22 protein-coding genes and 1 tRNA gene are annotated in these 26,810 nt (G+C 59.2%); 11 read left to right on the top strand and 12 right to left on the bottom strand.

Translation table 11 applies throughout. From position 1 onward, the window contains the following. The first annotated feature begins 179 nt into the window (after window positions 1-179). Window positions 180-1,223: a pseudouridine synthase gene (locus HMPREF3098_RS03395; RefSeq protein WP_141739650.1), complete on the top strand. Its 1,044-nt coding sequence runs from the start codon at window positions 180-182 to the stop codon at window positions 1,221-1,223. 33 nt (window positions 1,224-1,256) lie between these two features. Further along, window positions 1,257-3,599, top strand: coding sequence for a bifunctional cytidylate kinase/GTPase Der (gene der / locus HMPREF3098_RS03400; protein WP_070434007.1), 2,343 nt, complete (start codon window positions 1,257-1,259; stop codon window positions 3,597-3,599). A gap of 28 nt (window positions 3,600-3,627) precedes the next feature. Here der and HMPREF3098_RS03405 read toward each other — a convergent pair whose 3' ends face one another. Then, window positions 3,628-5,301 (bottom strand): formate--tetrahydrofolate ligase, encoded by a 1,674-nt coding sequence (locus HMPREF3098_RS03405; protein ID WP_070434035.1) that lies wholly within the window; start codon window positions 5,299-5,301, stop codon window positions 3,628-3,630. Between the two features lie 238 nt (window positions 5,302-5,539). Here HMPREF3098_RS03405 and HMPREF3098_RS03410 point away from each other — a divergent pair, with 238 nt between their 5' ends. From HMPREF3098_RS03410 to HMPREF3098_RS03420, 3 genes are read left to right on the top strand one after another with little or no spacing between them, the layout of a single operon-like run. Continuing rightward, complete coding sequence (locus HMPREF3098_RS03410; RefSeq protein ID WP_035112776.1) at window positions 5,540-6,991, top strand: glyceraldehyde-3-phosphate dehydrogenase; 1,452 nt, start codon at window positions 5,540-5,542, stop codon at window positions 6,989-6,991. A 51-nt stretch (window positions 6,992-7,042) separates the two neighbouring features. After that, window positions 7,043-8,326, top strand: coding sequence for an alpha/beta fold hydrolase (locus tag HMPREF3098_RS03415; protein ID WP_070434008.1), 1,284 nt, complete (start codon window positions 7,043-7,045; stop codon window positions 8,324-8,326). 25 nt (window positions 8,327-8,351) lie between these two features. Further along, window positions 8,352-9,704, top strand: a complete 1,353-nt coding sequence (locus HMPREF3098_RS03420) for an alpha/beta hydrolase (protein WP_070434009.1) — start codon at window positions 8,352-8,354, stop codon at window positions 9,702-9,704. Between the two features lie 27 nt (window positions 9,705-9,731). Here the strand turns inward: HMPREF3098_RS03420 and HMPREF3098_RS03425 are convergent, their stop codons facing one another. After that, complete coding sequence (locus tag HMPREF3098_RS03425; protein ID WP_070434010.1) at window positions 9,732-11,183, bottom strand: DUF5129 domain-containing protein; 1,452 nt, start codon at window positions 11,181-11,183, stop codon at window positions 9,732-9,734. A gap of 153 nt (window positions 11,184-11,336) precedes the next feature. Here HMPREF3098_RS03425 and HMPREF3098_RS11490 point away from each other — a divergent pair, with 153 nt between their 5' ends. Further along, complete coding sequence (locus HMPREF3098_RS11490) at window positions 11,337-11,483, top strand: hypothetical protein (RefSeq protein WP_168155980.1); 147 nt, start codon at window positions 11,337-11,339, stop codon at window positions 11,481-11,483. Here HMPREF3098_RS11490 and HMPREF3098_RS03430 read toward each other — a convergent pair. The 4 genes from HMPREF3098_RS03430 to HMPREF3098_RS03445 all read right to left on the bottom strand — a co-directional run bounded on the left by HMPREF3098_RS03430 (window position 11,480) and on the right by HMPREF3098_RS03445 (window position 13,712). Continuing rightward, window positions 11,480-12,226: a phosphatase PAP2 family protein gene (locus tag HMPREF3098_RS03430; protein ID WP_141739651.1), complete on the bottom strand. Its 747-nt coding sequence runs from the start codon at window positions 12,224-12,226 to the stop codon at window positions 11,480-11,482. The genes HMPREF3098_RS11490 and HMPREF3098_RS03430 overlap by 4 nt on opposite strands. Window positions 12,227-12,238: 12 nt before the next feature. Next, window positions 12,239-12,312, bottom strand: a tRNA-Pro gene (locus HMPREF3098_RS03435). 57 nt (window positions 12,313-12,369) lie between these two features. Then, window positions 12,370-12,870: a ribonuclease E activity regulator RraA gene (gene rraA / locus HMPREF3098_RS03440; protein ID WP_035112771.1), complete on the bottom strand. Its 501-nt coding sequence runs from the start codon at window positions 12,868-12,870 to the stop codon at window positions 12,370-12,372. Then, window positions 12,867-13,712: an alpha/beta hydrolase family protein gene (locus HMPREF3098_RS03445; protein WP_070434012.1), complete on the bottom strand. Its 846-nt coding sequence runs from the start codon at window positions 13,710-13,712 to the stop codon at window positions 12,867-12,869. Before HMPREF3098_RS03445 ends, rraA begins: the two co-directional genes overlap by 4 nt. A 102-nt stretch (window positions 13,713-13,814) precedes the next feature. Between HMPREF3098_RS03445 and secA2 the strand changes: the two genes are divergently transcribed. The 5 genes from secA2 (at window position 13,815) to HMPREF3098_RS03470 (ending at window position 19,184) form a co-directional block, all read left to right on the top strand. After that, window positions 13,815-16,214, top strand: a complete 2,400-nt coding sequence (gene secA2, locus HMPREF3098_RS03450) for an accessory Sec system translocase SecA2 (protein ID WP_035112769.1) — start codon at window positions 13,815-13,817, stop codon at window positions 16,212-16,214. Between the two features lie 215 nt (window positions 16,215-16,429). After that, entirely contained in the window at window positions 16,430-16,858 is a 429-nt protein-coding gene (gene odhI, locus HMPREF3098_RS03455; protein ID WP_035112767.1) for an oxoglutarate dehydrogenase inhibitor Odhl, read from the top strand. A 14-nt stretch (window positions 16,859-16,872) separates the two neighbouring features. Beyond that, on the top strand, window positions 16,873-17,613 hold the full coding sequence (locus HMPREF3098_RS03460; protein ID WP_070434013.1) for a transcriptional regulator FtsR: 741 nt from the start codon (window positions 16,873-16,875) through the stop codon (window positions 17,611-17,613). Next, window positions 17,613-18,383 carry a hypothetical protein gene (locus tag HMPREF3098_RS03465; RefSeq protein WP_070434014.1) on the top strand — a complete coding sequence of 257 codons (771 nt, stop codon included), beginning with the start codon at window positions 17,613-17,615 and terminating at the stop codon, window positions 18,381-18,383. The genes HMPREF3098_RS03460 and HMPREF3098_RS03465 overlap by 1 nt, the downstream gene beginning before the upstream one ends. A 264-nt stretch (window positions 18,384-18,647) precedes the next feature. Then, complete coding sequence (locus tag HMPREF3098_RS03470) at window positions 18,648-19,184, top strand: MerR family transcriptional regulator (protein WP_035112762.1); 537 nt, start codon at window positions 18,648-18,650, stop codon at window positions 19,182-19,184. Between the two features lie 45 nt (window positions 19,185-19,229). On the opposite strand, the gene HMPREF3098_RS03475 is transcribed toward HMPREF3098_RS03470, so the two are convergent. From HMPREF3098_RS03475 to gndA, 6 genes are all read right to left on the bottom strand, one after another. Further along, entirely contained in the window at window positions 19,230-20,438 is a 1,209-nt protein-coding gene (locus HMPREF3098_RS03475) for a vWA domain-containing protein (RefSeq protein ID WP_070434015.1), read from the bottom strand. A 53-nt stretch (window positions 20,439-20,491) separates the two neighbouring features. Beyond that, window positions 20,492-21,445, bottom strand: coding sequence for a 3-methyladenine DNA glycosylase (locus HMPREF3098_RS03480; protein ID WP_246815830.1), 954 nt, complete (start codon window positions 21,443-21,445; stop codon window positions 20,492-20,494). After that, window positions 21,435-22,499: a hemolysin family protein gene (locus HMPREF3098_RS03485; RefSeq protein ID WP_070434016.1), complete on the bottom strand. Its 1,065-nt coding sequence runs from the start codon at window positions 22,497-22,499 to the stop codon at window positions 21,435-21,437. The genes HMPREF3098_RS03480 and HMPREF3098_RS03485 overlap by 11 nt, the downstream gene beginning before the upstream one ends. After that, window positions 22,496-23,866 carry a hemolysin family protein gene (locus tag HMPREF3098_RS03490; RefSeq protein ID WP_070434017.1) on the bottom strand — a complete coding sequence of 457 codons (1,371 nt, stop codon included), beginning with the start codon at window positions 23,864-23,866 and terminating at the stop codon, window positions 22,496-22,498. Before HMPREF3098_RS03490 ends, HMPREF3098_RS03485 begins: the two co-directional genes overlap by 4 nt. Then, entirely contained in the window at window positions 23,866-25,026 is a 1,161-nt protein-coding gene (locus HMPREF3098_RS03495; protein ID WP_070434018.1) for a DEAD/DEAH box helicase, read from the bottom strand. Before HMPREF3098_RS03495 ends, HMPREF3098_RS03490 begins: the two co-directional genes overlap by 1 nt. A gap of 217 nt (window positions 25,027-25,243) precedes the next feature. Next, window positions 25,244-26,734 (bottom strand): NADP-dependent phosphogluconate dehydrogenase, encoded by a 1,491-nt coding sequence (gndA, locus tag HMPREF3098_RS03500; RefSeq protein WP_070434019.1) that lies wholly within the window; start codon window positions 26,732-26,734, stop codon window positions 25,244-25,246. Window positions 26,735-26,810 lie beyond the last annotated feature (76 nt).

Here is a 26,810-nt window from a genome sequence, read left to right on the forward strand (position 1 = left end):
CGGGGGCTGGGCTAGCATGGCGGGGGCGGGGACAGAGGGGGGTGGCGTAGGAGCTGGATGGGAAGCGGCCGGGGGACAAGCAGTGGAGAAGGGGGCCCAGCTGCAATGGTTCACTATGGCTGCCCACCTGCTAGGATTTGGGAGGATATATAACACACTTCTCATGTGAGGAAACACAGTTGAATAGAACCGCTCGCCGAGACGGCACACCGGAAAATGATCGTCAACGAAATCAAGATAATTCCCGAAATGGGCAGCAGGGGTGGGGCTCGGCTGCACGCAACGGTGCACGCACCAATCCGCGCGGTGCTGCGCGGGGTGCGGGACGCGGTGCGGGACGGAACAACGCACGCAAGGCACCCGTGCCCCAGCCAATCGACAGCAACTCGCGCGACGTGGACCGCTTTGTGCCCAACGTGAACCCAGCCAAGCACCAGCATGTGTCGGAAGCTGAAGCGGCGCAGATTTTGGCGTCAGAAAAGAAAGAAAAGCAGCAGGTCAGGCTACAGAAAGTTCTTGCATCCGCCGGAGTGGCAAGCCGGCGCATGAGTGAAAAACTGATCGCTGCGGGCCGAGTCGAGGTCAACGGCGAGGTCGTGCGGCAAATGGGGTTGCGGATTGATCCGAGCGTCGATGTAGTTCGGGTGGATGGCACCCGCGTGCAGGTCAACGAGGAAATGGTGTACTTCGTGTTGAATAAACCACGCGGTGTGCACTCGACGATGCACGACGATTTAGGGCGCCCGCACGTGGGAGAGCTCGTGGAGGCGAAGTTCAATCAGGGGCAGGGGTTATTCCACGTGGGTCGATTGGATGCCGCGACAGAGGGGCTGTTGCTGCTCACGAACGACGGTGAACTGGCCAACCGACTGATGCACCCGAAGTACGAAGTCCCGAAGACGTACATGGCAACGGTGCTCGGCGAGGCGGACCGGGCGCTCATTCGTACGCTCAAAGAAGGCGTGGACCTGGAAGACGGCATCGCTAAGGCTGACTACGTGCAGATCGTGGACGTGTGGCAAGGCAAATCGCTGGTCAAGATTGAGCTGCATGAGGGGCGTAAGCACATCGTGCGTCGCATGCTGAAAGCCGCTGGTTTCCCCGTCCAAGCGCTGGTCCGCACCAAGATCCACACCGTGCAGCTAGGTGAGCAAAAGCCCGGCACCGTACGCGCACTCAATAGCTCTGAGCTGCAAAGTCTTTACAAGGCCGTGGGGCTGTAGGCCTCCCCAGAAGCATCCTGAAAGGATCGTTGAATGACTATTAACCCCACTCACGCCCTCGCCACCCACGAAAACACTGCCGGTGGCGGGTTCATCGTTGCAGTTGACGGCCCTAGCGGCACGGGTAAGTCTACTGTTTGTCGACGCCTCGCTGAGCTCGCCAACGCAAAATACTTGGACACAGGCGCGATGTATCGCGTCGCTACGCTGCACGTTCTGCGGCAGCGAATCGACCCCACCCACGCGGACGCTACGAACGCGATCATTGCCGCCACCCAGAACCTGCCACTGGAGGTCAACGAAGATCCCCGCAGCACGGAAGTCCTGCTGGACGGCCAGGACGTATCCGGGGAAATCCGCGGGCCGGAAGTCACGGCGCACGTTTCCGCCGTCTCGGCAATCCCAGAGGTACGCGAGAACCTCGTGGGGTTGCAGCGCGAGTTGGCCGAGAGGGCCAGGCGATGCGTGGTTGAGGGGCGCGATATCGGTACGGTCGTGCTGCCCGATGCACCCGTGAAGGTGTTCATGACCGCCAGCGCAGAGATTCGGGCGCGACGTCGGTTTGACCAAGACGTTGCGGCCGGACGCGACGTGGAGTTCGACGCGGTACTCGCCGACGTGCAGCGCCGCGATGAAGCGGACTCTTCCCGCGCAACGTCGCCATTGCGCCCCGCGGACGATGCCACGGTTCTGGATACCGGAGAGCTCAGCATCGACGAGGTGTTGGAGGTATTCCAAGACCTCATTCTGAGCGAGAATGGGGACGGCGAGGGGCGTCGGGAAGAAGAGGCAGTAGAACTCGACGACCTAGTGTTCCGCACCACTGACGGCGACGTGATCGGCGACGGCGAGAGCTATAGCGACGGCGAGAGCTATGAGATTGACGAAGAGAACTTCGACGAGGCCGAGTTCAGCGAAGCCGACTTTGGTGAAACTCAATTCTTCGTCGCGGGCCAGGATGCCGAGGAATTTGACCTGCTGAGCAGCGGTGAAGACCAGACTGACTGGGATGCCGTTGAGGAAGCGTTCGGGGTGTTCGGCGATGATGAAGCCGAACGCGAGGCCCTGTGCACCGTTGCCATCGTGGGGCGCCCCAACGTGGGTAAATCCACCTTGGTGAACCGCTTCATCGGGCGTCGCGAGGCAGTGGTGGAGGACTTCCCGGGTGTCACCCGCGACCGCATCAGTTACTTGGGTGAGTGGACCGGGCGTCGATTCTGGGTGCAGGATACCGGTGGCTGGGATCCCGACGCGAAGGGTATCCACGCGGCCATTGCTCGTCAGGCGGAAACTGCAATGGATACGGCCGATGTGATTGTGTTCGTCGTGGACACCAAGGTCGGCATCACTGCGACCGACGAGGTGATTGCGCGCAAGCTACAGCGCTCCAACATCCCGGTGATTCTGGTGGCCAACAAGTTCGATTCCGATTCGCAATACGCCGATATGGCCGAATTCTGGGGCTTGGGTCTGGGCGAGCCATTCCCGGTCTCCGCGCAACACGGCCGTGGCGCAGCCGATGTCTTGGATCAGGTTCTCAAGGATTTCCCTGACCAGCCACGGCAGACGTCGATTGTTTCTGGTCCGCGGCGCGTTGCGCTGGTGGGTCGTCCCAACGTGGGCAAGTCCAGCCTGCTGAACAAGGTCACGGGCGAAGAGCGCTCGGTTGTCGATAATGTCGCCGGTACCACGGTCGATCCCGTGGACTCCATCGTTGACCTGGATGAGAAGACCTGGCGCTTTGTGGACACCGCCGGAATCCGCAAGAAGACTAAAACCGCACGCGGTCACGAGTTCTACGCTTCATTGCGCACCCGGGCTGCTATTGATGCCGCAGAGGTCGCTATTTTTCTGGTTGACGCCAGCGAGCCCATCGCCGAACAGGATCAGCGAGTTCTCCGATTGATCCTCGACTCCGGTCGTGCCCTAGTGGTGGCATACAACAAGTGGGATCTCGTTGACGAGGACCGCAGGTGGGAACTGGAGCGCGAGATTGATCTGCAGTTGGCGCACGTGCCCTGGGCGCGACGCGTGAACATTTCCGCGAAGACGGGGCGCGCGCTGAAAAAGCTGGAGCCTGCGATGATCGAGGCTCTGGAGAGCTGGGATCAGCGCATCCCAACGGGCCAGCTGAATACGTGGTTGCGCGCCGTTATCGCGCAGACCCCGCCACCTATGCGCGGCGGTCGACTGCCTCGCGTATTGTTCGCTACCCAGGCCTCCACCAAGCCTCCGGTGATCGTGCTATTTACGACCGGATTCTTGGAGCACGGCTACCGGCGCTTCTTGGAGCGCAAACTGCGTGAGGCATTCGGCTTTGAAGGATCCCCGGTCCGCATTGCGGTTCGTGTGAGGGAGAAGCGCAAGCGGAAGTAGGGGTCCAAGCTCAATAGCCCTACCAAGTCTAGAAAAGCCCGCGGATCTGGCCCGACTCGTCGAGGTCGATGCCTTCCGCAGCTGGGCGCTTAGGCAGGCCGGGGAGGGTCATAACATCCCCGGTCAGGGCGACGATAAAACCCGCCCCAATGCGGGGCACCAGTTGTCGTACATGCAAAGTGTGACCACTAGGTGCACCGAGGGCCGCGGGGTCGTCGCTGAAGCTGTACTGGGTTTTCGATACACACACGGGGAGCGTGTCCCAGCCGTTGTCGCGCAGGAACTGCAGATCCTTGCGTGCTGCGTTCGATAGTTCCACGCCCTCCGCGCCATAGATCTCGGTGGCGATCGTGTGCAAGCTAGCCTCGATCCCCGCGGCTGGGTCGTACAACTGCTGGTTTTGGGTGGGCTGAGTGAGGACTTCCGCCACCGCGTCGGCCAAGTCCAACGCGCCGTCGCCGCCCTCAGACCACACTCGGGTTTCCACAACACGCACGCCGTGGTTTTGTCCCCATGTGCGCAGAATTTCGCGTTCGGCATCAGTGTCGCTGGCAAAGGAGTTCAGTGCCACCACGGGCTCCACATTGAACTTGCGGGTATTATCCACGTGACGCTCTAGGTTGACCAGCCCGGCCTCCAACGCGGCGAGGTTTTCCTCCGTGAGAGAATCCCGGGCAGCACCGCCGTTGTACTTCAGCGATCGAATGGTTGCCACCACAACCACGGCACCGACGTTGAGGTCGCCAGCGCGAGCCTTGATGTTGAAGAATTTTTCTGCTCCCAAATCAGAACCAAACCCAGCTTCGGTGAGCACCACATCGGCCAACCCCAAAGCGGTTTTGGTAGCAACGAGAGAATTGCACCCGTGCGCGATATTTGCGAAAGGCCCGCCGTGAACCAAAGCGGGTGTGCCACCCAGTGTTTGTACCAAGTTGGGATTGATGGCGTCGCGAAGCAAAACAGCCAGAGCGCCGGTGGCCTTAAGATCGGCGGCGGTGACAGGCGTGCGATCGTAGGATTGCCCAACTACTATGCGACCTAGACGCTGCTTAAGATCAGCAAAATCGCTGGCCAAACACAGGATCGCCATGATCTCGCTGGCGGCGGTGATGTCGAATCCGGCCTCGCGTGGAACTCCTTGAACGGGGCCACCTAGGCCAGTGACAATGTTGCGCAGTGCGCGGTCGTTGACGTCCAAGCAACGGCGCCACGTCACGCGACGGGGGTCGATGTTGAGCGCATTGCCGTGGTGGACATGGTTGTCGACGATGGCCGCCAGTGTGTTGGTTGCCGCTGTGATCGCATGCATATCACCGGTGAAGTGAAGATTGATGTCCTCCATGGGCACAACCTGCGCAAAACCGCCGCCGGCCGCGCCGCCCTTGATGCCCATGACGGGGCCTTGGGAGGGTTCGCGGATGGCAACGATGGAGTTGTGGCCACGCATATTCATCGCGTCGGCCAAGCCAATCAACACCGTGGATTTGCCCTCGCCCGCTGGGGTGGGGCTCATGGCGGTGACCAGCACCAGCTGACCACGTTTCTGGGGTTCTAGTGCAGCGATATCGATTTTTGCCTTCGCACGTCCAAACGGCAGCAACGCTTCAATGGGGATGTTTGCCCGGGACGCGATCTCTTCGATCGGGGTCACGTTATGCGCCTGAGCGATCTCTACATCAGTAGGTTGCGATGCGACTGACATCTGTTGTGCGGGGGATGCCTTTGGTTGTGTGGTCATAATTTCACTCTAGGTGCAGCCAGCCGAAAGACACTACACCACTAGTTACCCACGCACCCCCAATACGGGAAATGTTCCCCAATAAAGGTAGGGTAGGAGGGGTAACTGCGAAACCCCCGCACGTCGATGACGATCGTGGTCGATGGACATCGACTGATCGGGAATTGACGACGACTAACGAGAATTGACAAACGAGGAACTGATGACTTCCCACGTGCCCAACCAGAACGACTGGAACGAGCGCCTGCACCTTGCACAGGAAATGCTCCCACTGATTTCCCGCTTGCACCGCGAAAACAACGTGGTGACTAGCATCTTCGGTCGTCTATTGGTCAACGTTACCGACATTGACATCATCAAGAGCCACCGCTACGCCCGTCGTGTGGTGGAAAAGGAGCTTCCACTGAGCTCCACCCTCCCGGTTCTGCAAGAACTGGTGAAGATGGACCTGGGTACCTCCTCCATTGATATTGGATCCCTCGCATCCCGCTTTGAGAAGGCGGGCGAGACCGACCTGCGTGCCTACCTGGACAAGGAATTGGCCGACGTGATTGGCACCAACGACCACCGCGAGCCACGCGATGTGGTGCTCTACGGCTTCGGTCGCATTGGCCGTCTGCTGGCCCGTATCCTCATTTCCCGCGAAGCCACCTACGGTGGCGCCCGTCTGCGTGCCGTCGTCGTCCGTTCCAAGGGCGAGGGTGACATCATCAAGCGTGCGTCCCTCCTGCGTCGCGATTCGGTCCACGGCGCCTTCGACGGCACTATTTCCACTGACCTTGAAAACAACATCATCTGGGCCAACGGCACCCCCATCAAGATGATCTATGCCTCCAACCCCGCAGAGATTGACTACACCGAGTACGGCATCAAGGACGCAATCGTTGTGGACAACACCGGTGTGTGGCGCGACCGCGATGGCTTGAGCCAGCACCTGCAATCTAAGGGCGTGGCCAAGGTTTTGCTCACAGCTCCGGGCAAGGGCGACATCAAGAACATCGTTTACGGCATCAACCACGGGGACATCGCAGAGGACGATACGATCCTGTCCGCTGCTTCCTGTACCACTAACGGCATTACGCCAGTTCTGAAGGTCATCAACGACCGCTATGGTGTGCAGCACGGTCACGTGGAGACGGTCCACTCCTTCACCAACGACCAGAACCTGATCGACAACTTCCACAAGGGCGAGCGCCGCGGACGCGCCGCGGGCCTGAACATGGTTTTGACCGCCACCGGCGCGGCGTCGGCGGTAGCTAAGGCCCTGCCTGAGTTCAAGGGCAAGCTGACCGGCAACGCCATCCGCGTGCCAACCCCAGATGTTTCCATGGCGGTGCTCAACCTCTCGCTGAATCAGGAGGTGGATGCCGATGAGGTCAACAACTACCTGCGTCGCGTGTCCCTGCACTCCACACTGCGTCAGCAGATTGACTTCATCAAGTCCCCTGAGGTCGTCTCCACCGACTTCGTGGGCACCACCCATGCGGGTATCGTTGACGGCCTAGCCACCATCGCTTCCGGTAACCACCTCGTTCTGTACGTGTGGTACGACAACGAATTCGGCTACTCCAACCAGGTTATTCGCATCGTCGAGGAAATCGCGGGCGTGCGTCCAAAGGTTCTGCCACAGCGCGCCAAAGCCCTAGATCTCTAGGACTAGGGGGTTCGGGTCCCCCTCACCACGCCGTCGGTTAGCCTGTAGTGCATGAACACAACTCGTCACTTCAGGCACACTATCCGCGAACACACTCTCGAGGTTCCGTGGGATCACTTCGATCCAGCACACCTCGGGAGTTTTTCATTGTATGCCCGTGAGATCGTCGCTGACGGCGGGGAAAACCGTCCATACCTGGTGTACTTCCAAGGTGGACCGGGTTTTCCCGCGCCGCGCCCGGAGGGTATTTCCGGCCTTCTTGCCGAGGCATTGAAGCACTACCGGGTGCTGCTGCTGGATCAACGTGGCACCGGTCGGTCCTTTCGTCTCGACGCCGCGCTGAGCCCGGATGAGTTTTCGCCGGAGCGCCTAGAAGTTCTGCGACAGGAGCAGATCGTGGAGGACGCAGAAGCGCTTCGCCGTCACCTCGGTGTGGATTCATGGTCGGTGTTTGGCCAGAGCTTCGGTGGCTTCATCATCACCAGCTACCTTTCGCGCTATCCCGAGGCCGTGGACCGGGCCTACCTCACAGGCGGACTGCCGACCTTGGACGCGCCCGTGGACGAGTTGTACCGCACGACGTTCGCGAATCTGGAGTTTCGGCACGGACAGTTCTACCGCGAATTCCCGTGGGCGGAGCAGAGGATCCGGGAAATTGCGCACCACTTGGACAATTCCGATGAGCGCCTGCCCACCGGGGAAAGGTTGAGCTCGCGCCGATTCCGTACCATCGGCATAGATCTGGGGCGAGGCGCGGGGTTCTATTCTCTGGCATACCTGCTGGAGGAGCCTTTCCACGAGCTGCGCGGGGAAAAGCGCTTGAAACGCGACTTCCTCGCGCGCGTGGGATCTGCCGTCAGTTTCGAAGCTGGCCCGCTGTACGCCGCCATCCATGAATCCATTTATGGCGGGGTGGGTGGCCAGTCGGTCACAGGGTGGTCAGCTCACCGGGTTCGTGAGGAATTGGCCGGTTTTGAAGAAAACGCCGACCCCCAGGGCAGCGATCCGTATTACCTGACTGGTGAGCACATCTTCCCGTGGCAATTCGACGAGGATCCCGCGTTGCGGGACTTCAAGAACCCAGCGGAGGCGTTGGCTGGGAAGGAGTGGGCGTCGAGCCCATATGACGAAAAGGGCCTGCAAACTGCGACTGCAACTGCGGCGGCCGCCGTGTACGTCGATGATGTGTTTGTGCCCTATGAATACTCGATGAAAACGGCCACAGCATACAGGGATTTGCGCCCTCACATCACGAACAAATTCCAGCACGATGGTATTCGTTGGGCCGGTGGGCCAATTTTCGCCGAATTACATGGGAAGATTCGGGATCATTAACCAAGCAGCGTAGATTTATGAAATTGTGCAAGCAATTCTGGATCTGCCGTTGACCGACTTCACGGCATCGGTGGTTATTACAATCTTGTCGGTGATCGCCATTATCGCCGCTACATGGGGCTTTCGAGGGCATTCACTAGGGCGATCTATATTTCGTCCGGCGGTGTTGGCGCTAGGGATCGCGTACTTCGGCAAGCTGGTGTTCGAAAACCAATGGGGGGTTATTCCAGATAAGGTTCCATGGGAATTGACTCTGGCGGTGGCTGGCACCATCTTTGTGGTGCTGTGCGCGTTTATGCAGCGCAGGCGCCGCGTAGTGGTATCGCTGCTGGTGGTTTTCAGCGTGCTGACGACCGTGATGCAGTTTAATGCTTTCTACCAAACGTTTCCCGATTTGCAGACATTGGAAGCGAGAAGCGTTGCTGCGCAGATGGACTACGGGGAGTTTCAAAAACAAAAACGTGTTCCGAAAGTGAAGGGGCGCGAAGCTGGCGCATTGGTGGAAGTTGCGTTGAACGGCGGGGAATCCGGATGGAATCCGCGACCATCATATGCGTACCTGCCACCAGCGTACTGGACTCGTGAGGAACCGCTGCCCGTTTTGCTGTTGATGGCGGGGAATCCCGGCACGCCTGACGAGTGGATTGATTCCGGCCGTGCTGTGATGATTGCCGACGCCTACCAGCAGGCCCACGATGGAGTATCGCCCATTGTGATGACGGTCGATGCCACGGGGTCCTTCACAGGAAATCCCGGTTGCACAGATGGGCCCCGTGGTAACGTGATGCGTTATTTGACCCACGACTTGCCGAGGATTATTGGCGAGAAATTCACGGTCAATCCAGACCGCTCCACCTGGACGATAGGGGGATTGAGTTACGGGGGAACGTGCGCACTGCAAGTGGTCACGAATCACCCGGAGGTGTACGGGAATTTCCTGGATTTTTCTGGCGAGCCTGAGATGTCGATTGGATCCCGCGAGGCCACGATCGGTGAGATTTTTGGTGGCGATGCCGACGCGTTCTGGGCGCAGGACCCGCAGGCTCAACTGCGAGCTGCTATGAGGACACGCGATCCAAAATACCGCGATATCCACGGGATCTTCGCCGTGGGAGTGGATGATAAATCCGTGCGACCACTGATGGAACCCATCAGTCGGTTAGCCAACGACGCCGGGATGCATACACGTATTCATGTAGTGCCGGGCGGGCATGATTACCAGGTGTGGAGGGTGGCTTTGGCGCAGACGTTTGAATGGGTGGCGCAGCAGGGCAAGCTGGGACCGCACGCCGAGGATGCCAAAGTGGTCGGCACCAACCGCGATGCTCTCGATGGCAAACCGCATGAGGATGCATTACCTTCGGAGGATCAACGCTGATGATCACGCCCTGAGGGCGGGCTGGTCTTAGAAACTAGAGGATCCCCCGCCACCGGAAAACCCAGAACTGAAACTGGTGTTCACACCCGAACTCCCGGAACTGGAGGCAGCTGCCGTATCCGAGGAATGCCAGGTGGATAACAGCAGATACGGGTACCAGCCGTGATATCCGTAACCTGGGCGCCACGTGGAATCCCCGATATTGGGCGTGGAGTGTTCGCTGAGCTTGAGGTTCTTCATCTGCTTACTCAGTTGGTCCATGGCGTGGCCATGCTTGCGTAGAGCTAGCGCAAAGCGATCCATAAAATCCGGGGCAGCGGTAGTGCCCTCGAGGGCCCGGAGTTCCCCGTCTACTTCCTTCAATTCCGCCACCACAGTATCGAGCTGATGTCGGCCCAGTGTTTTGTTACTCAGGGTTTTATCATTCAGGGCTTCGGAGACGTCTTCACGCAAGGCGGCTAACTCGCGCCTGCGGACAACCTCATCGCCACGCTCCATCTCGAACAGCGTATTGATGTTTTGATCCGCGTTTTCTAGCGCGGAGACGGAGGCATGCGCGGTGGCGATATCTTTTCGCTTGGCGTAAAAGTCCTTATCTTGCGAATCGAGCGTCAAACCCAGACGATCCACCTGGTCGTGCACCTGCAGGAAATCATCGCGGATGGTAGCCCACTGGCTGCGCAATTCCGCATGAGCCAGGGGAGAAGAGAGGGAATTGGCGCGAATGTCGATCTGGTCCAGTCTTTGCGCGGTGTCGCCGTAGGTGGCGGAAATATGGGAGAATTGCTCCTTAGCTGTCGCGATCTTCTTCTTTCGGGATGTCGCATAGGCCCCAATGGCGATGCCTCCACCCACTACCGCCACTCCACCCCCGATGCCGCCCACCACACGTGGATCAACGTCACTGGTCTCCGGCTCTAAGGAAGGATCGGCGGCAGCCTTCGTGCCCTCCAGTAACCCGGCGGCCCATTTTTGGTCCCTCAAGCTGGGTTTCATGTCGTCGAGGGAACGTTGCAGATGGCCATCGCCCGGCGTCAACTTGAGATCAGAGCACACATCGTTGCCGCAGTAGATACCGTTGTGGCGCTTCTCGGTGGAGACAGCGACAATGAGTTCGCCCAGTTTCCAGGTGCCACCCTTATCAGTGCCGTCGGGTACTAGGTCCGGACGATTCGTGCCGATCCATTGCACGACATCATCGTTGAGGTTGTCGCTTCTCCCCTCAATTACTAAGTACGTCACGCTCTTCACGGATGGCGGGAAGTCAATCTTCTGCGTCTCCTGGATAAGAAAGCGTTCGTCGTTGGGCTTGATCGTGCCGGCCGGATTCTCCACCTTCACCTGGACACTCTCTGCCCGTGTGGACTGACTAACCGGCGCACTAGGCGCGGTCGAGAGTGCTGCAGCTGTGGGCGTCGTCCCCACAAGAGCAATAACCGCAGCAGAGAGCGTTAGTGAACGAAGTCCCAAGTGAGTCATGCTTGCCAGTCTAGAGATTTGAAGCGAAAGCTGGGCAGAGAACTAGGGTGCTTGACGTGTCACCAAAAAGAGAGTTATGCTAGCACTGTCCGGTTGGCACACCCAAGCGGGCGGTTTGAATCAGGAAAACAATCACATTGAGGAGAGTTGACCATGAAGAAGATCGCAAATCTCGCTACTGCCGTTGTTGTTGCCAGTGGTCTGGCCCTAGGTGGGGCTGCTGCAGCTAACGCCAGTGAGCCGACGACGGAGGAACTGCGTCAGCAATACGCTGACACCCTGTACCAGTACTACCGTTAGGACACAGTGATCGCCCGCGTCGAAGACCCACTTCGGTGCGGGCGATTTGCTATTCCTTGGGATAAGCACATCAGTAAGTGCCACACCAAAGGCGTTACGGTGATGGCCCATATCAACGACGCCGCGGAGTCCGTGGGGTAGTGCACGCCCCGGGTGACGACCGTCAACCAGATCGCGATCATTAACACCCCGGCCACGATTAACACCACAACATGCGCTCGGTGTGCAGTTCGAGCATTGGGGAACTCGTAGGTCATCACCAGCATGACGAGGCTTACCGCCACCACGCCGAAAAATGCGCTGTGGCCACTGGGGTAGGACCAACCGGCCTGCAATGAATCGGTAGGATTGCTCAACAGGAGCAGATCGGGGCGCGCCCGAGAGAAAACAAATTTGGCGCCCCACAGAGGGGCCCATGAGATCAAGATGGTGAAACCGCACACCCAGGGGTGCAGCGTGGGGCGGCGCAGCAGGGCGAGCACCACGATCACGATGAGTGTATAGATTGCCGCCTTCCTAGGGAGGAAGGTGACGTAAAACCAGTCCACTGTGGCGCCGAATGCGCCAGTGCGGTGATTGTTGAACCACTGGACTACGGGTAAATCGATCGCGCTGTGCTGGAGGGCGAAACCACCGGCCAGTACGAGTATTGCCCCCGCCATGGCTACTAAAACCAGGCGGGGGAAATGTGGACGGGGTGCGTCCGTATCCGGCGCAAGAGAAGATGGAATGGGATGGGACAATGTAAACCTTTGTCGGACTGACAGGATTTGAACCTGCGACCCCTACACCCCCAGTGTAGTGCGCTACCAAACTGCGCCACAGCCCGCTTGCTTAACCGTTTGGCTAAGCGTGGACTAGATTACACCATAGGGATTCGGGAATACTAATCGCCTTGCGTAACGGGTTCCTCGGTGATGATAATTCCGTCCGAATCGCAGTAAACGTAGTGGCCAGGGACGAAATCTACGCTACCCAGGCTGATGACCACGTCGCGGTCGCCCTCGCCGGTCTTGGAGGACTTTCGAGGGTTGGTGCCCAGAGCCTTGCATCCGAATTCCATGTCACCGATGACCTTGGAATCGCGGATGGGGCCGTTGACGATAACGCCCTGCCAGCCGTGTTCCTTACCCAAGCCCGCGATGATGTCACCAACCAGAGCGCTGCGCATAGAGGCCCGCCCGTCGATGACGAGCACTCCGCCTGGGTTGTCCTCACTCAGGATGGACTTCAGCAACGCATTGTCCTGGAAGCACTTCACCGTGGAGATCTTGCCGCAGAATTCCACGTTGCCACCGAAGTTGATGAACTGGGTATCGCAGGATCGCACGTCCTCTCCAATGATGTCTACGAGGTCGGCAGTGGGGATAAATTGAAGTTCGCTCATAGGAAAAGTGTACGTCGGTGGTCGGACCAGGTTGCGATGAGTTCCCCCACGCGCTGCCCACTGCCGCGGCGCTGCAGAAGATGGTCAATGTCCGGCATGGTGAGCAGACTAGAGATACGCGCAGGGGAGGAAACGAAGGAAAGGGCCTCGGCGTAATCCACCACATCATCGTCTGGGGCGTGAATCCCCAGGTGTTGGATTCCGCGCTGCTTGAGGGCTTGCATGTCGGCCTCAGGGTCAACGGAACGCAGATCGCGGAAGAATTCCGTCCCCACTGATACGCCGCGGTCCGAAATGGGAACCGTGCAGTCGTCGCGACTATCCTCCACGGCCGCTCCCAGCTCCGCCGCTACCTGGGGGATGGAATCCCACACATGGCGGGGGTCAAATGGCGTGCCAATAGTGGCCACCGCACGTACGGAATCCACCTGCGCAGCCGCCCGGATAACAGCGCACCCTCCCAAGGAATGCCCCACCAACAAGGACGGGCCCTGCGCGTGTGTTTCCAACCACGCGGCCGCAGCTAAGACATCTGCCACGTTGGAGCTGAGGGTAGTTTTCTCAAACGCGCCCCCGGACGTTCCCAAACCCGCCAGGTCGATCCGCAGGCTGGCCATCCCATGTTTGGCCAAGGTTTTGGAAATACGTGTGACCCCCACTGCCGTACGTGCACAGGTGAAACACGCCACCACGATGGCAGTGGGAACCCGGCCCTCTTGCAGCGTTTCTGCAGTCATTCCCGCTGGTGCGTCCACGGTGGCGCCTAGGTTGTAGGTGCCGTTGGGACCATGTGCCTCACCCGCGGGAATGGAAACATGGGTTGAAATGGTAGCGGGACTCATGGCGGTACCTTCTGGGGCTCGACTATCGTTGGTCTATTAGTAACAAACGCCTTGCGCCCCGCAAGGAACAGACGTCGATTATTCGAAGGGTAGGCCGCTCGCATGGCATTTGACTGGTTCTGGAAGGCAATGGGTTCCTCGCCAACGAAGAATCAGAAGAAAAGCAGGGCTGTCGTGGCGCAAGCCGGGGCGGAGCGTTTCGCGGAAGCCAGCGACGCGCAGCTGCGCGACGAGGCCGCGGCCACTATCGCCAACGCATGGCCACAGGCATCCTCGAGTGCCCACGATCCAGAAACGCTGGATGGGCCCCAGCCCACCGTTAAGGATGCACCAGCGCTGTTGGCAGTCCTGCGTGAAGCTGCGCGCCGCACATTGCACTTGGCCCCGTTCGACGTGCAGATGCAAGGCACTCTGCGATTGCTACATGGTGACGTGGTGGAAATGGCGACCGGTGAAGGAAAAACTCTCACCGGTGCAATGGCCGCGTGCGGGTACGCCCTCCAAGGCAAGCGGGTCCATGTCATCACCGTGAACTCGTACTTAGCCGGTCGTGACGACAAATGGATGGGCCCGCTTTTCGATTTCTTTGGGCTGACCCACGGGGCGATCAACGAAAACCACACTAGTGACGAACGCCGCGATATTTACTCCCGCGACATTGTTTTCGGCGCGATCAACGAGTTGGGCTTCGATGTGCTGCGCGATCAACTCATCACCCGCCAGGAAGATGCCGTCCGCACCGATGCAGACGTGGCCGTGATCGACGAAGCGGATTCCGTCATGGTGGACGAAGCACTCGTGCCCCTGGTCCTCGCGGGTTCCGAACCCGGCCCCGCCCCAGCCGGTCGCATCACGGACCTGGTGAAGTCCATGAAGGAAGGCGAGCACTTCCATATCTCCGAGGATCAACGCAACGTCTTCCTCACCGACGATGGCGCCGCTTATGTGGAACGGGAGCTTGGCATCGACTCGCTGTACGGCACTTCTGATCTCGACGCCACCACGGGCTCCGCTCAGGCCGTTGAAAAAGGGGAGGAGGCTAAGCCCGGCGACACCCTAGTGCAGGTCAACGTAGCGCTTCATGCTGAACATCTTTTGATCCGCGACGTGCATTACATCGTCCGCGACGGCAAGGTTGCCCTCATTGACGGTTCCCGTGGCCGCGTGGCCGACCTGCAGCGCTGGCCAGATGGACTGCAAGCTGCCGTGGAAGCCAAGGAAGGCCTGGATGTCACAGACGGGGGTCGCATCCTAGACCAAATCACCATTCAGGCACTGGTGGGAATGTATCCCGAGGTCTGTGGCATGACCGGTACTGCGTTGGCCGCTAGCGACCAGCTGCGGCAGTTCTACGACCTATTCGTTTCCGTCATTGAACCCAACGTACCCACGAAACGCTTCGACGAGGCCGATCGGGTGTACGTATCCGCCGAGGAACGCAACCGCGCGGTGATTGAGCACATCATCGACGTACAAAATACCGGGCAACCCCAACTGGTGGGAACTCAAGACGTCGCGGAATCCGAAGCATTGGCCGATGCTCTGGCGAAGGCCGGAGTGGACTGCAATGTGCTGAACGCCAAAAACCATGAAGCGGAAGCCGGCGTCATTGCAGAAGCGGGCCGCCCCGGCAGCGTGACCGTATCCACCCAGATGGCAGGGCGCGGTACGGACATCAAGTTGGGAGGGACCGATGAAACGGAACGCGAAGAAGTAGTGGAGACCGGTGGCCTGCATGTGGTGGGCGTGGGCCGGTACCGGTCGGCGCGATTGGACAGTCAGCTGCGCGGGCGAGCCGGGCGGCAGGGTGATCCGGGAAGTTCGGTGTTTTTCGTTGCATTGGAGGATGACGTTGTAGCCGTCGGTGGTGCGGGCGAAGAACTGCAGGCCCGCCCCGAGGACGATGGGCTGCTGCCGCAGAAGAAAGTTTTGCAGTTTGTCGATCACTGCCAGCGTGTGACCGAGGGCCAAATGCTGGATATCCACGCGACCACGTGGAAGTACAACAAGCTGATCAAGGACCAACGCGACATCATCAACGAGCGCCGCCGGCAATTGTTGACGACCGATGCCGCGTGGCAGGACCTCAGTTACCACGACGTAGATAAGGCCAACGCGTTGAAAAGCCGTGGGATTGAGCAGTCCGTACTGGAGCAGGCAGCGCGCGAAGTGATGCTGTTTCACCTAGATTCCGCGTGGAGTGACCACTTGGCGTACCTCGATGACATTCGCGAGTCGATCCACTTACGCGCCATTGCCCGCGAATCGCCCATCGATGAATTCCATCGGATGTCGATCGCGGCCTTTAAGGACCTTGCAGAGTCCGCAGTGGATAAGGCCCGCTCGACCTTCAGTGAGGTGGATATCGACGAGGAAGGTGCGCATTTGGAGGAGCTGGGGCTGCATAAGCCGAGCGCAACGTGGACCTACATGGTCAACGACAATCCGTTGTCCAGTGGCGGAGGATCCGTGGTCGGGTCGATTGCGCAGATGTTCCGCTAAGCAGGCGCTGGCGCCCTCGCTGTGAGGGCACAATTCCATAACCATTTGATCTCAGGTTGGGGTGGGGCCTACAAAATGCGCACCGGGGTAGTATGGTTGAAAGCGTTGTACGTGGAACCTGCGTGCACCAGTGGGTTCACCTCGAACGAGGGGAGCGATGGGCTGGTGAGGGCGACTAGGTTCCAAGCCCTAAACGTTCCAGAGAGGACTAGAACATGAGCGAAAACACCGGAGTTCCGGAGGCATCTGTCGAGACGACGTCTGTGTTCCGCGCTGATCTCCTGAAGGAAATGGAGTCCGGCTCTCAAACGGATGCTGCTCCTGCCGGTGTGGAGGGCCTGCCCGAAGGCTCCGCACTGCTCGTTGTGAAGCGTGGACCAAACGCCGGCTCCCGCTTCCTGTTGGACCAGGACACCACCGCTGCGGGCCGTCACCCTGACAGCGATATCTTCCTTGACGATGTCACCGTATCCCGTCGCCACGCAGAGTTCCGCCGCAATGGCGATCAGTACGAGGTTGTCGATGTGGGATCTTTGAACGGAACCTACGTTAACCGCGAGCCAAAGAACTCCTCTGTGCTCAGCAACGGCGACGAAATCCAGATCGGCAAGTTCCGCCTGGTTTTTCTTAACGGCACCAAGTAGGGAGTAGGACACAAGTGAGCGCTCAGGCCGCACGCGCGCAAGCCGCCCGCAAGGTCTCCTCATCGACCGGGGTAAGTCAGGTTCTGCCCACCTCGTCCATTGGCGATGTGCTGAAGCAGCTGAAGCCGGACTTCCCCGATGTCACTGTGTCCAAGATCCGCTTCCTCGAGTCCGAAGGGCTCATCAGCCCGCGGCGAAGCCAGTCCGGATACCGGCGTTTCTCTCCCGACGATATCGCCCGTTTGCGGTACATCCTGACTCACCAACGGGATAACTACTTGCCACTCAAGGTTATTCGCGAGCAGCTGGCCGCGATGGATTCCGGCAAGGTCACTCCGGTGAGCGCTAAGCAGGGGCGCACCGGTGCTGTGAGTGCCGATCAGTTGCGTGCTGCGGAATCTCGCCGTCTGACTCGAGCGGATGTGACTGCTCGCGCTGGTGTGAATGATTCTTTCACCGGCAGTGTAATCCGCATGGGTTTGATCAATGCCGATGGTTCGGGGTTCTATTCCGTCGATGACGTGGAAGTTGTCCAGCTAGCTCATTCGTTGACCGAATACGGGCTGGATTCCCGTCACTTGAAGTCGCTGCTGACAATCGCTAATCGTCAGTACGACATTGTGGCGCGGGTGTCTGAGCCCCTCGCACACGGCAGGGATGAGAACGCCCGTCAGCGTTCTTTGGAGACCGCGCGCGAGGTGAGCGCCTTGTTGGTGTCTCTCAACACAGCCTTGGTTAAGGGGAATCTCGGCTAGTGCGTTCCCTCAATTTCATCGGGCGCCTAAATTCGACGTTCCTCTCGGAGGCGGAGTGGAATGCAGCGAGCCCCGATGTTCTCGTTTTCGGTACTGCGGATTTCACCCATATTTTGCCGGTGTGGGTGGAGCGCACGCACAACTTTGGTGGCCGCCCCACCGATGCAGTGGTGCTGGCTACTATGTTGGCTTTAGATTCGGATGGCCCCGTGTGGTCCGCGGAGATCGCAACCGGCGCGCGCGGGCAATTCACGGCAGCGCTGACCGCGGGGGATCGATACATCGATTGCCGCCCCAGCCTCCTGGAACCATTAGTTCGTACCGGCGCGGTCCGGGAGCTTCGCATGAAGCCCGCCTTGGAATCTGCCCTCATTCCGGTCAACCGGGAGTGGTTGGAGAAGCTGCAGGCTGCTTGCGGGGAGCAGGTTTATCGCTTTATTGAACGACGCCCCGCTGCGTCCGATCCCGGCCGGGAATGGGCGGATGACCTGTTCGACGACGATAAGGGTGTGGAGGATTCCGATACTTTTGCCACACTTATTGACGAGGGCTTTGAACCCGAGCGCGTGCGATTGGTCATGGAAACCGATGATGAAATGCAGGGGCCCGGGGGAGTGTTTTTGCGGTGGTCAGGACTGAATCTGGGTGTTCCTGCGGACGTTCGCGAGGGGTTTGAGCGCATGTGGGAAGCGCTGGGGTTAGATGATGAACTCGACGCGTGGTTGTCGGACACGGTCAATGAATCCGATGGGGATGCACCGCGCGAGTAGTTTCTCTGGGAACACGATAATGAGGGCGCTTGGCGCCCTCATTTTTTTCTATGACTCACGCGCGTGTTGTTACATGCGTGAAATTTGTGACTAGTGTTAAACTGAACCCTGAAGTTGAACTCAAAGGTTAGAGTTTCACTATTTCTTCGTGCGATTTAGGCCGTGCTGTTGACGCAGGGCGAAAACTTGAAGAAGATAAACAAGAGTTGAAATTACACTCGTGGAAATTTAGCGAGTGTCACACAGCGCCAGGAGCGACGTTTTATGAGCACCAAGAACTTCGAGCCCCAACAGGATGCCCTCTTCGACATCAACGGGCCCGACGAGGAAGTGGGCTACCGCGTACCCATTGCGTGCCAAGTCGCGGGTATTACCTACCGGCAGCTGGATTACTGGGCACGGACGGGGCTCGTCCAGCCGACTATCCGCACGGCGGCGGGCTCCGGTTCCCAGCGTCTCTACTCTTTCCGTGACATTCTGGTCCTGAAGATCGTCAAAGGGCTCTTGGATACGGGCATCTCGCTGCAGAACATCCGCAAGGCAGTGGAGAAATTGGAAAACCTTGGTGTGGATGACCTCTCCGGTATCACGCTCGTATCGGATGGCACCACCGTATATGAATGTCGCTCTCCGGAAGAGGTCATCGACCTCCTCAACGGCGGTCAAGGAGTCTTCGGCATCGCAGTTCCCGGATTGATGAAGGAATTGACCGGCACGATTACCGCATTCCCATCGGAGAAGGTGGCGCAAGATCCAGCGATCGACGAGCTGGCGGAGCGCCGCCGTCGTCGGATGGCCTAGGCGAACTAACCGCAGCGTTCTATCAGCTAGCCGGAGCTATAGCCTTTATCGCAACGCTGCAGTCAGAGCGCGATCGAACTGCAAAGAATCCGGCGAGTAGTGCACTTTACCTCCCGCAGCCCCCGCAATGGTTTCCATTGCGGGGCGTTCTACGTTTGGCCCAATGGCCACCACGTCGAGGCGCACCGGGGCCTTTCCGTGCAACGCACGGATCTGCGCTGCTGCCGTGTCGAGGGTTAGCCTGCCACCATCATTGGGCCCATCCGTGATGAGAATAACGCGGGCAGGAGTTTGTGCCTTGGAGTCGCCTGCACCCGCAACGGCCGAGGCGTATGCCGCTGCAATGGACTCATAGGTGTGAGTACCGCCCTTCGCGCCCAACTGGTTTAGGATCGCCACGGCGATGGCGCCATCGTCCCGGTTCGTGATATCCACGTTATTGCGAAAAGGGGTGCGCGCCCCCTCACTCAAAGGGGATGAGTAGTTCCACAGTGCAACGGCCCCACCGCGCTGACCAACGCCGTACATTGCCTGGGCCAACGGGCCCCGGATGTTGTTCAACCGTGTAGCCGAACCTTCCACCAACGTCATTGATCCCGAAGTATCTAGGACAAACGTTACATCGCGTGGCGCTGATGCGGGGGCCTTGCGGGGGTCGGGAGTGGCACGTGATTCGGGAGTTTCACGTGGCTCAGGAGGCGCCTGTGTCGGGGTGGTCGCAGAAACGCTGTCAGCTCCGTTGTCCAAGGCGAACTGTTCAAAGTCCTGGGCTGCGCGCCTAGCTTGTTCGTCGATCCGGTCACCAGCGCTCAACAACAACAGACTGCCACCACCGATCTTGGCCATGTCTCCGGCACCGACGTGCATCCCGGCGCGATTGGCCGCGGTGATGGCGCCGTCAGTATCTGCGGGCAACCATGCCGCCACATTCCTGGGGTTTTGGAGCTTGGATTTTACGTCGGCATCGGATGCCTGGGTAAAGGAGATCGAGGTGCACTTATCGCGAACCACGCGATTGCTGGCGTTGTATTTTTCGGCGAACTGTTTGGCTGCGGCCTCCCGCTCCGGCGCTGTCCACGCCTCGAGAGTGTAGTCACCTTCCGCACATGCCGGGGTGTTGACCTCTGCCTGGTTGTCTGCGGCGATCTTCTGCCAACCGAACACTAGCGCAGCGACAGCAATGAAAGTGATGAGAACTACCCACACCCATCCGGCGAGCTGAAAGCTAGATTTGCCACTGGAATGCCGAGCCATTGATCCTCCGACTAGTCTTCACGCTTGATGTTTGTCAGCTTATCGCATGCGTGTCAGTCATCTGGCTGGGATTCAGATAACACCGGATAGGTGGCGCGCAACAGCGCGATGAGCTGGGTGCGCAGGGCCTGGCCCCGGTCCATCAGCTGCTGTTGCCTTCGTACATATTCCGCACGGCCCTGGGGTGTTTCAATCGTGACCGGTTCAAAGCCCCACGCGGTTAAATCATAAGGGCTGGCTTCCATGTCCAACTGGCGGACATCGCACGCTAACTCGAAAGTATCCAACCACAAGTCACCCGGCACCAATGGGCCCAGTTTCGTGGCCCACTTGTATACGTCCATCGTGGCGTGCAGGCACCCGGGTTGTTCCAACATGGGCTGAGTGTCCCGCGTGGGGGTGAGCTGGTTGCGCGGGGCAGCGGCGGGCGTAAAGAAGCGGAACGCATCGTAGTGCGTGCACTTTAAGTGCGACTGCTCTACCACGGCATTCGTTGCCTCCGCACCCAACCTGAGGGGTTCGGGGTGGCGGGGCGAATCGCGGTACACCATCGCCCATTCGTGTAAGCCGAAGCAACCCAGCTGTGGTGTGTGATGCAACGTTCGGGTCAGCAGGTCGTGCACGTAGCGGATGGTCGAGCCACGAGCGGCCCAGAAGGCATCAACATCGAGCATCCAGGCCTCCACTGGCAGCGCATCATGCCAACGGTAGAGGTTCTTAAACCTGGGCAACCATGAGGGTTGGGAATCATCACCAGCTGCTAACACGATCCCGCGCAACGCCCCCGGATGCCAGTGGGCCAGCTTGCCCGGGGTGATGGGGTAGTAGTCAAACATGAAATCCCACACCGGGTGGCGTTGACCACGAGCGCGGCGGGACAGGTGGTCCCGCGTGAGTCGCTCCACCCGCTGCCTATGGGCCAGCTGCTCCGCGCGGGCCTGGGTGGCGTCGAGTAAAGAAAAGCCGGAAGCCGTGCGAGTAGAACTGCGAGTGGAACTAATCGTCATGTGTCCAGTCTCGCACGGTGCCCACGAGCTCCTCAATGATGTCCTCCAAGGTCACCATGCCGATGATCGCACCCGTGGCATCCTCTACCGCCGCCACGTGGCTGGAATTGGTGCGCATGCGGCGCATGGCCACATCGAAGCTGTCTTCTGCCGTGACACGAATCAGTGGGCGCACGTCCCCGGTATCGAGGTAAGGGTTCTGATCGGACGTGCCGTCAACGACCAGATTATTGAGCGCATCCTTGACGTGGACATAGCCAATCCACGTTCCAGTGGTGTCCGTGACGGGGTAGCGGGAGAAACCAGTATCGGCCACAGCCTTTTCTACATCACCCACGCGCAGGTTACGGCCGGTCTGCTCGATGACATGAATATCCGCAATCGGGATGAGGACCTCACGCAATGTTCGACGGCTGGACTTAAGAGCGCGGTTGAGGCGTGTTGCCTCGGCTGGGGCGATCAGGCCCTCGGTGCGGGATTCCTGAATCATCGAGGCCAGCTCGCCGGCGGAGACCGTGGAATCCAATTCGTCCTTTTGCTCTACACCGAATAGCTTTAGCGTGATGCGGGCCACCCAGTTGAGGAACAACATGACCGGTCTAGTGACGCGCACGAACAACATGTGTGGGCGTACTAAGTACGTCGCGACCGTCTCAGGACCGGCCAGCGAGATATTCTTGGGAACCATTTCACCCAAAATGATGTGCAGCACCGTCACCAGCATCAACGCAATGGCGAAACCTACGGGGTGCAGTAGTTGGTCGGGCAGCCCCAGGGCGTGAAACGGCTTTTCGATCAGGTGGGCAATTGCGGGTTCGCCGACTTTACCTAGAAGCACCGACGCCAAGGTGATGCCGAATTGGGCTCCAGCCAGCATGATCGACAGATGCTCAATCGCGTACTGCACGTCTTTGGCGCGACGATTGCCCGTCGACAGCATGGATTCCAGGCGATCGCGACGCGACGAGATCAAGGCGAACTCGACGGAGACGAAGAAGGCATTGAATCCCAGGAGGACGAAGGTCAGTAGCACGCCGAAAATGTCGCCATTCATCGCTCGTCCCCCTTCACGATGGGTCGCAGAATCACGCGGTCAACGCGGCGGTTATCCATGGCCTTCACTACGGCCTCCCACCGGTTAGGGATGCCAGATTCGAAGCTATCCATGAACTCGTTATCGCCGATGGGGAGGACCACGCGGTCGCCTTCGGCTGGAATGCGCCCCAGGGTGGCCATGACCAAGCCGCCCAGGGTTTCGTAGTCACCTTCGGGGGCGGTGTAACCGACGGCGTCGACAAGCTCATCGGTGCGAACCAGGCCGGAGACCTCCCAGCTGTGGCCCGTGCGTTTGACCTCGCGGTCAGTTTCTACGTCGTCGTATTCGTCGAAGACCTCGCCAAGAATCTCCTCGACCACGTCCTCGATGGTGACGATGCCGGATGTACCGCCGTACTCGTCGGCTACCAGTACCAGCTGGGAACCCGCGCGGCGCACGTGGTTCAATACAGCATCACCGGCTAAGGAATCGGGGATAACGGGCACCTGGCGGGCCATGGTTTTCACCTTCGTGGTGGCACGTTCCTGGGCGGGAATTGCGATGGCATCCTTGACGTGGACCACACCTATAGTGTCGTCGAGGTCACCCCGTGTAACGGGGAACCGAGAGTGCCCGGTCTCTAAGGCAAGCTGAATAAGGTCCAGAGCGGTTTCATCCTGGTCCAGGGTTTGGACGGTTGATCGGGGCGTCATGATGTCCTCGGCGCTGGCATCGCCAAAGCGCAGCGATAAATCCAGGATCCGTGCCTTGGCCTGGGTGATTCCGGCGCTACCTGCGGAGTTGCGCACGAGGGCAGACAGCTCTTCGGCGGAACGGGCGGAGGCCAACTCGTCCGCAGGCTCTATACCCAGCTTGCGCACGATGCTGTTGGATACAGTATTGAGCCCCTTGATGAAATACTTTAGTGCTTTGTTGAATCCCCAGACGGGGCGAACCACGGCGCGGGCAACGGGCAGCGGCTGAGAGATAGCCCAGTTCTTGGGTACTAATTCGCCAAAAACCATGGATAGCCCGGTGGCGATTACCAAGGACAGGATCAATGCGATAGCCACAGTGGCAGAATCCGGCACGCCCACGAGGTCCAAGAGGGGAGTAAGGAAGCGCGCTAGGATCGGCTCGGCCAAATAACCCGTGGCTAGAGTGGTGATGGTGATTCCCAGCTGCGCACCGGACAAGACGAAACTTAAATCGCCGTGAGCGCGACGAACCATCTTGGCCGAGGCATCGCCGACCTCGCTCACATGGTGGTCAACCGTGGAACGCTCGAGGCCGGTGAGGGCAAACTCGATGGCCACGAATAAGCCGGTCGCACCGGTCAGTGCTATGAACCCCACGAGCCCCAGAATCGAAAGCAGAATATCCATTATCGTGCAGCCTTCTTCGCATGCGTTGCGATGTCCGGACCACTCACAACATCCGGGGTTACCCCGGCCTGTCGCATCATTTTTAGCGTGTCATTCTTAGTATCGGTGAAGGTCAACGTGATGACCGTGCCTTCGGCACCCGCACGGGCAGTACGGCCAGCCCGGTGAACATAAGACTTGTGCTCGGCGGGAGCATCGATGTGCACTACCAGCTCAACATCCCGAACATCGATACCGCGGGCGGCGATGTCCGTGGCTACCAATACGGACACCTCACCGGAAGCAAATGATTCCAGCGCTTTTGTACGCGTAGTTTGACCCTTGTTGCCATGCAATCCGACGGCGTTGACGCCCGCACGGACAAGCTTCTTGACTTGACGATCCACGGCGTACTTGGTTCGAACGAACATGACCGTGCGAAAGCCCAGCTTGCCCAGATCGAGGATGGCTTGATTCCGTCCATCGCGATCATCGAAGACTGCCAGTATGTGCTTCATCGAATCCACGCTGGCGGTTGCCTCACCCGTCGAATGGGTAATGGGGTTGTTCATGAACCGGTCCACGAGCACGTGCACATCCCCGTCCAGCGTTGCGGAGAACAACAAGTGCTGACAATCGCGCGGTAGTCGCTTGAGTAGGCGAGTGACCTGTGGTAAGAAGCCCATGTCCGCCATCTGATCGGCCTCATCCAAAGCCACCACGCGCACGTCCGAGAAATCGATGTGGCGCTGATCAAGCAAATCCTGCGCGCGACCGGGAGTGGCCACCAAGATATCTACGGGACGTGCGAGTGCCGTGATATTGCGGCTGATTTTCACCCCGCCGACGACTTCCAGGATTCGTTGGCCAGCTGCATTGGCTATGGGTTCGAGCCGTTCCCTCACCTGGGCGGCGAGCTCGCGGGTGGGCACCAGTATCAGGGCGCGGGGCTTCTTTGGTGCCGACGCCCCTCGCTGGAGCGACTCAATAATCGGCAGGCCAAAGGTAAATGTCTTACCCGAACCGGTAGGGCCCCGTCCGAGAATGTCTTTCCCTTCGATAGCCTGCGGTATTGCCGCGGCTTGGATAGGGAAAGGGTGTTTCACCCCCTCGGCGGTCAGTGCCTTAACGATCGGCAACGACAAGCCGAGGTCGGCAAAGGTGGTAGTTGTGTCTGCCATGGCGGAGAGGGCCGATTCAGGCGCAGACTGAGGGGCCGTTTTAGGCGTGGTCTTGCGTTGGTCGGGCAAAGATTGGGCGCGGCTACCGCGTCGCTGATCGCGGCGCCGCTTGGGGGATCGATCTGGTGATTGCGAACTCGAATTGTCTTCGCGTTTCACCGTGCGGGATCGGTGCCCCCGGTTAGATCGGGAGGAGCGGGATCCAGAGGATCTCAATTTATGCTTCCACCTCGCTACGATCGCCAGACCACAAGGTGTGGAAAGCACCCGGCTTGTCGATTCGGCCGTACGTGTGCGCACCGAAGAAGTCGCGCTGACCCTGGATCAATGCTGCTGGCAGGCGCTCTGCACGCAGGGAGTCGTAGTAGGACAAGCTAGAGGCGAATACCGGTACGGGCAAGCCCAAGCCGGTGGCCGTGATGACAACCTTGCGCCACGAGTCAATCAACCCCTGCAGTTCGTTGTTGAAGTAAGGAGCCAACAGCAGGGATTCTAGCTGTGGATTCTCGTCATATGCCTCAGTGATGCGGTTGAGGAAACGTGCGCGGATGATGCAACCGCCGCGCCAAATGCGAGCCATGTCCTTGGGATCCAAATCCCAGTTGTACTCTTGGGAGCCCGCCAGAATTTGGTCGAAGCCTTGGGCATAGGCGACCAACTTGGAAGCGTACAGTGCCCGGCGAACATCCTCGACGAAAGCATCCCGATCTGCCGGCTCTACGGCCGAGGCGATGCTGCCGGATGGTAGCTTCCCGAGGGTGGCGGCGCGCTGAGAACGCGCACCGGAAAGGGCGCGGGCAAAGACGGCCTCGCCAATACCGGTCACAGGAATACCCAAATCCAGCGCAGACTTCACTGTCCACCGGCCGGTTCCCTTTTGGCCAGCCGCATCCACGATGATGTCAACCAAGGGCTTGCCGGTTTCGGCATCCGTCTGAGCCAGTACCTCAGCAGTGATCTGGATAAGGTAAGAATCCAGATCGCCTGCGTTCCATTCACGGAAGACATCCGCAATCTCGGCTGGCTCCATGCCCGCTGCATTGCGCAGCAGGTGGTACGCCTCACCGATGACCTGCATGTCGGCGTACTCGATGCCGTTGTGGACCATCTTCACGAAGTGGCCAGCACCGTCGGGTCCAATGTGGGTGCAGCATGGTTCACCATCGACCTTGGCCGAGATGGACTCCAACAGCGGTCCCAGGGACTCGTAGGATTCGGCTGGGCCACCAGGCATGATGGAAGGGCCGTTCAGCGCGCCTTCCTCGCCACCAGAGATGCCCGCACCCACGAAGTGTAGGCCGCGCTCGCGAATCTCCTTTTCGCGACGGATGGTATCCGTGTACAGCGCATTACCGCCGTCGATAATGATGTCGCCCGGTTCCATGAGGTCAGCAAGCTGGCCGATGACGGCATCGGTACCCGCACCGGCTTGGACCATGATTAGAGCGCGACGGGGGCGTTCCAAGGACTGCACGAAATCCTCGATAGTCGCAGAAGCGACGAAGCTTCCGGAGTCCCCGAAATCCTCCATGAACTTGTCTGTTTTAGCCGTCGTGCGGTTGTACACAGCCACGGTGTGACCGTGGTTAGCGAAGTTGCGGGCAATGTTGGACCCCATCACGGCCAGACCAACAACTCCAATATGAGCGGTGCCAGTGGGGGTGGAAGATGCGTTCGAAGTCGAAGAAGATTCGGAAGCGGTAGTCATGGTTAAACATTCTACATTTATCAAACGACAATCCGCGGTAATGCCTGTGCGGTAACTTGTGCAGCAGCAAAAGGTG

Origin of the sequence: Corynebacterium sp. HMSC28B08 (genome assembly GCF_001806865.1) — a bacterium.
Lineage (GTDB): Bacteria > Actinomycetota > Actinomycetes > Mycobacteriales > Mycobacteriaceae > Corynebacterium > Corynebacterium auriscanis.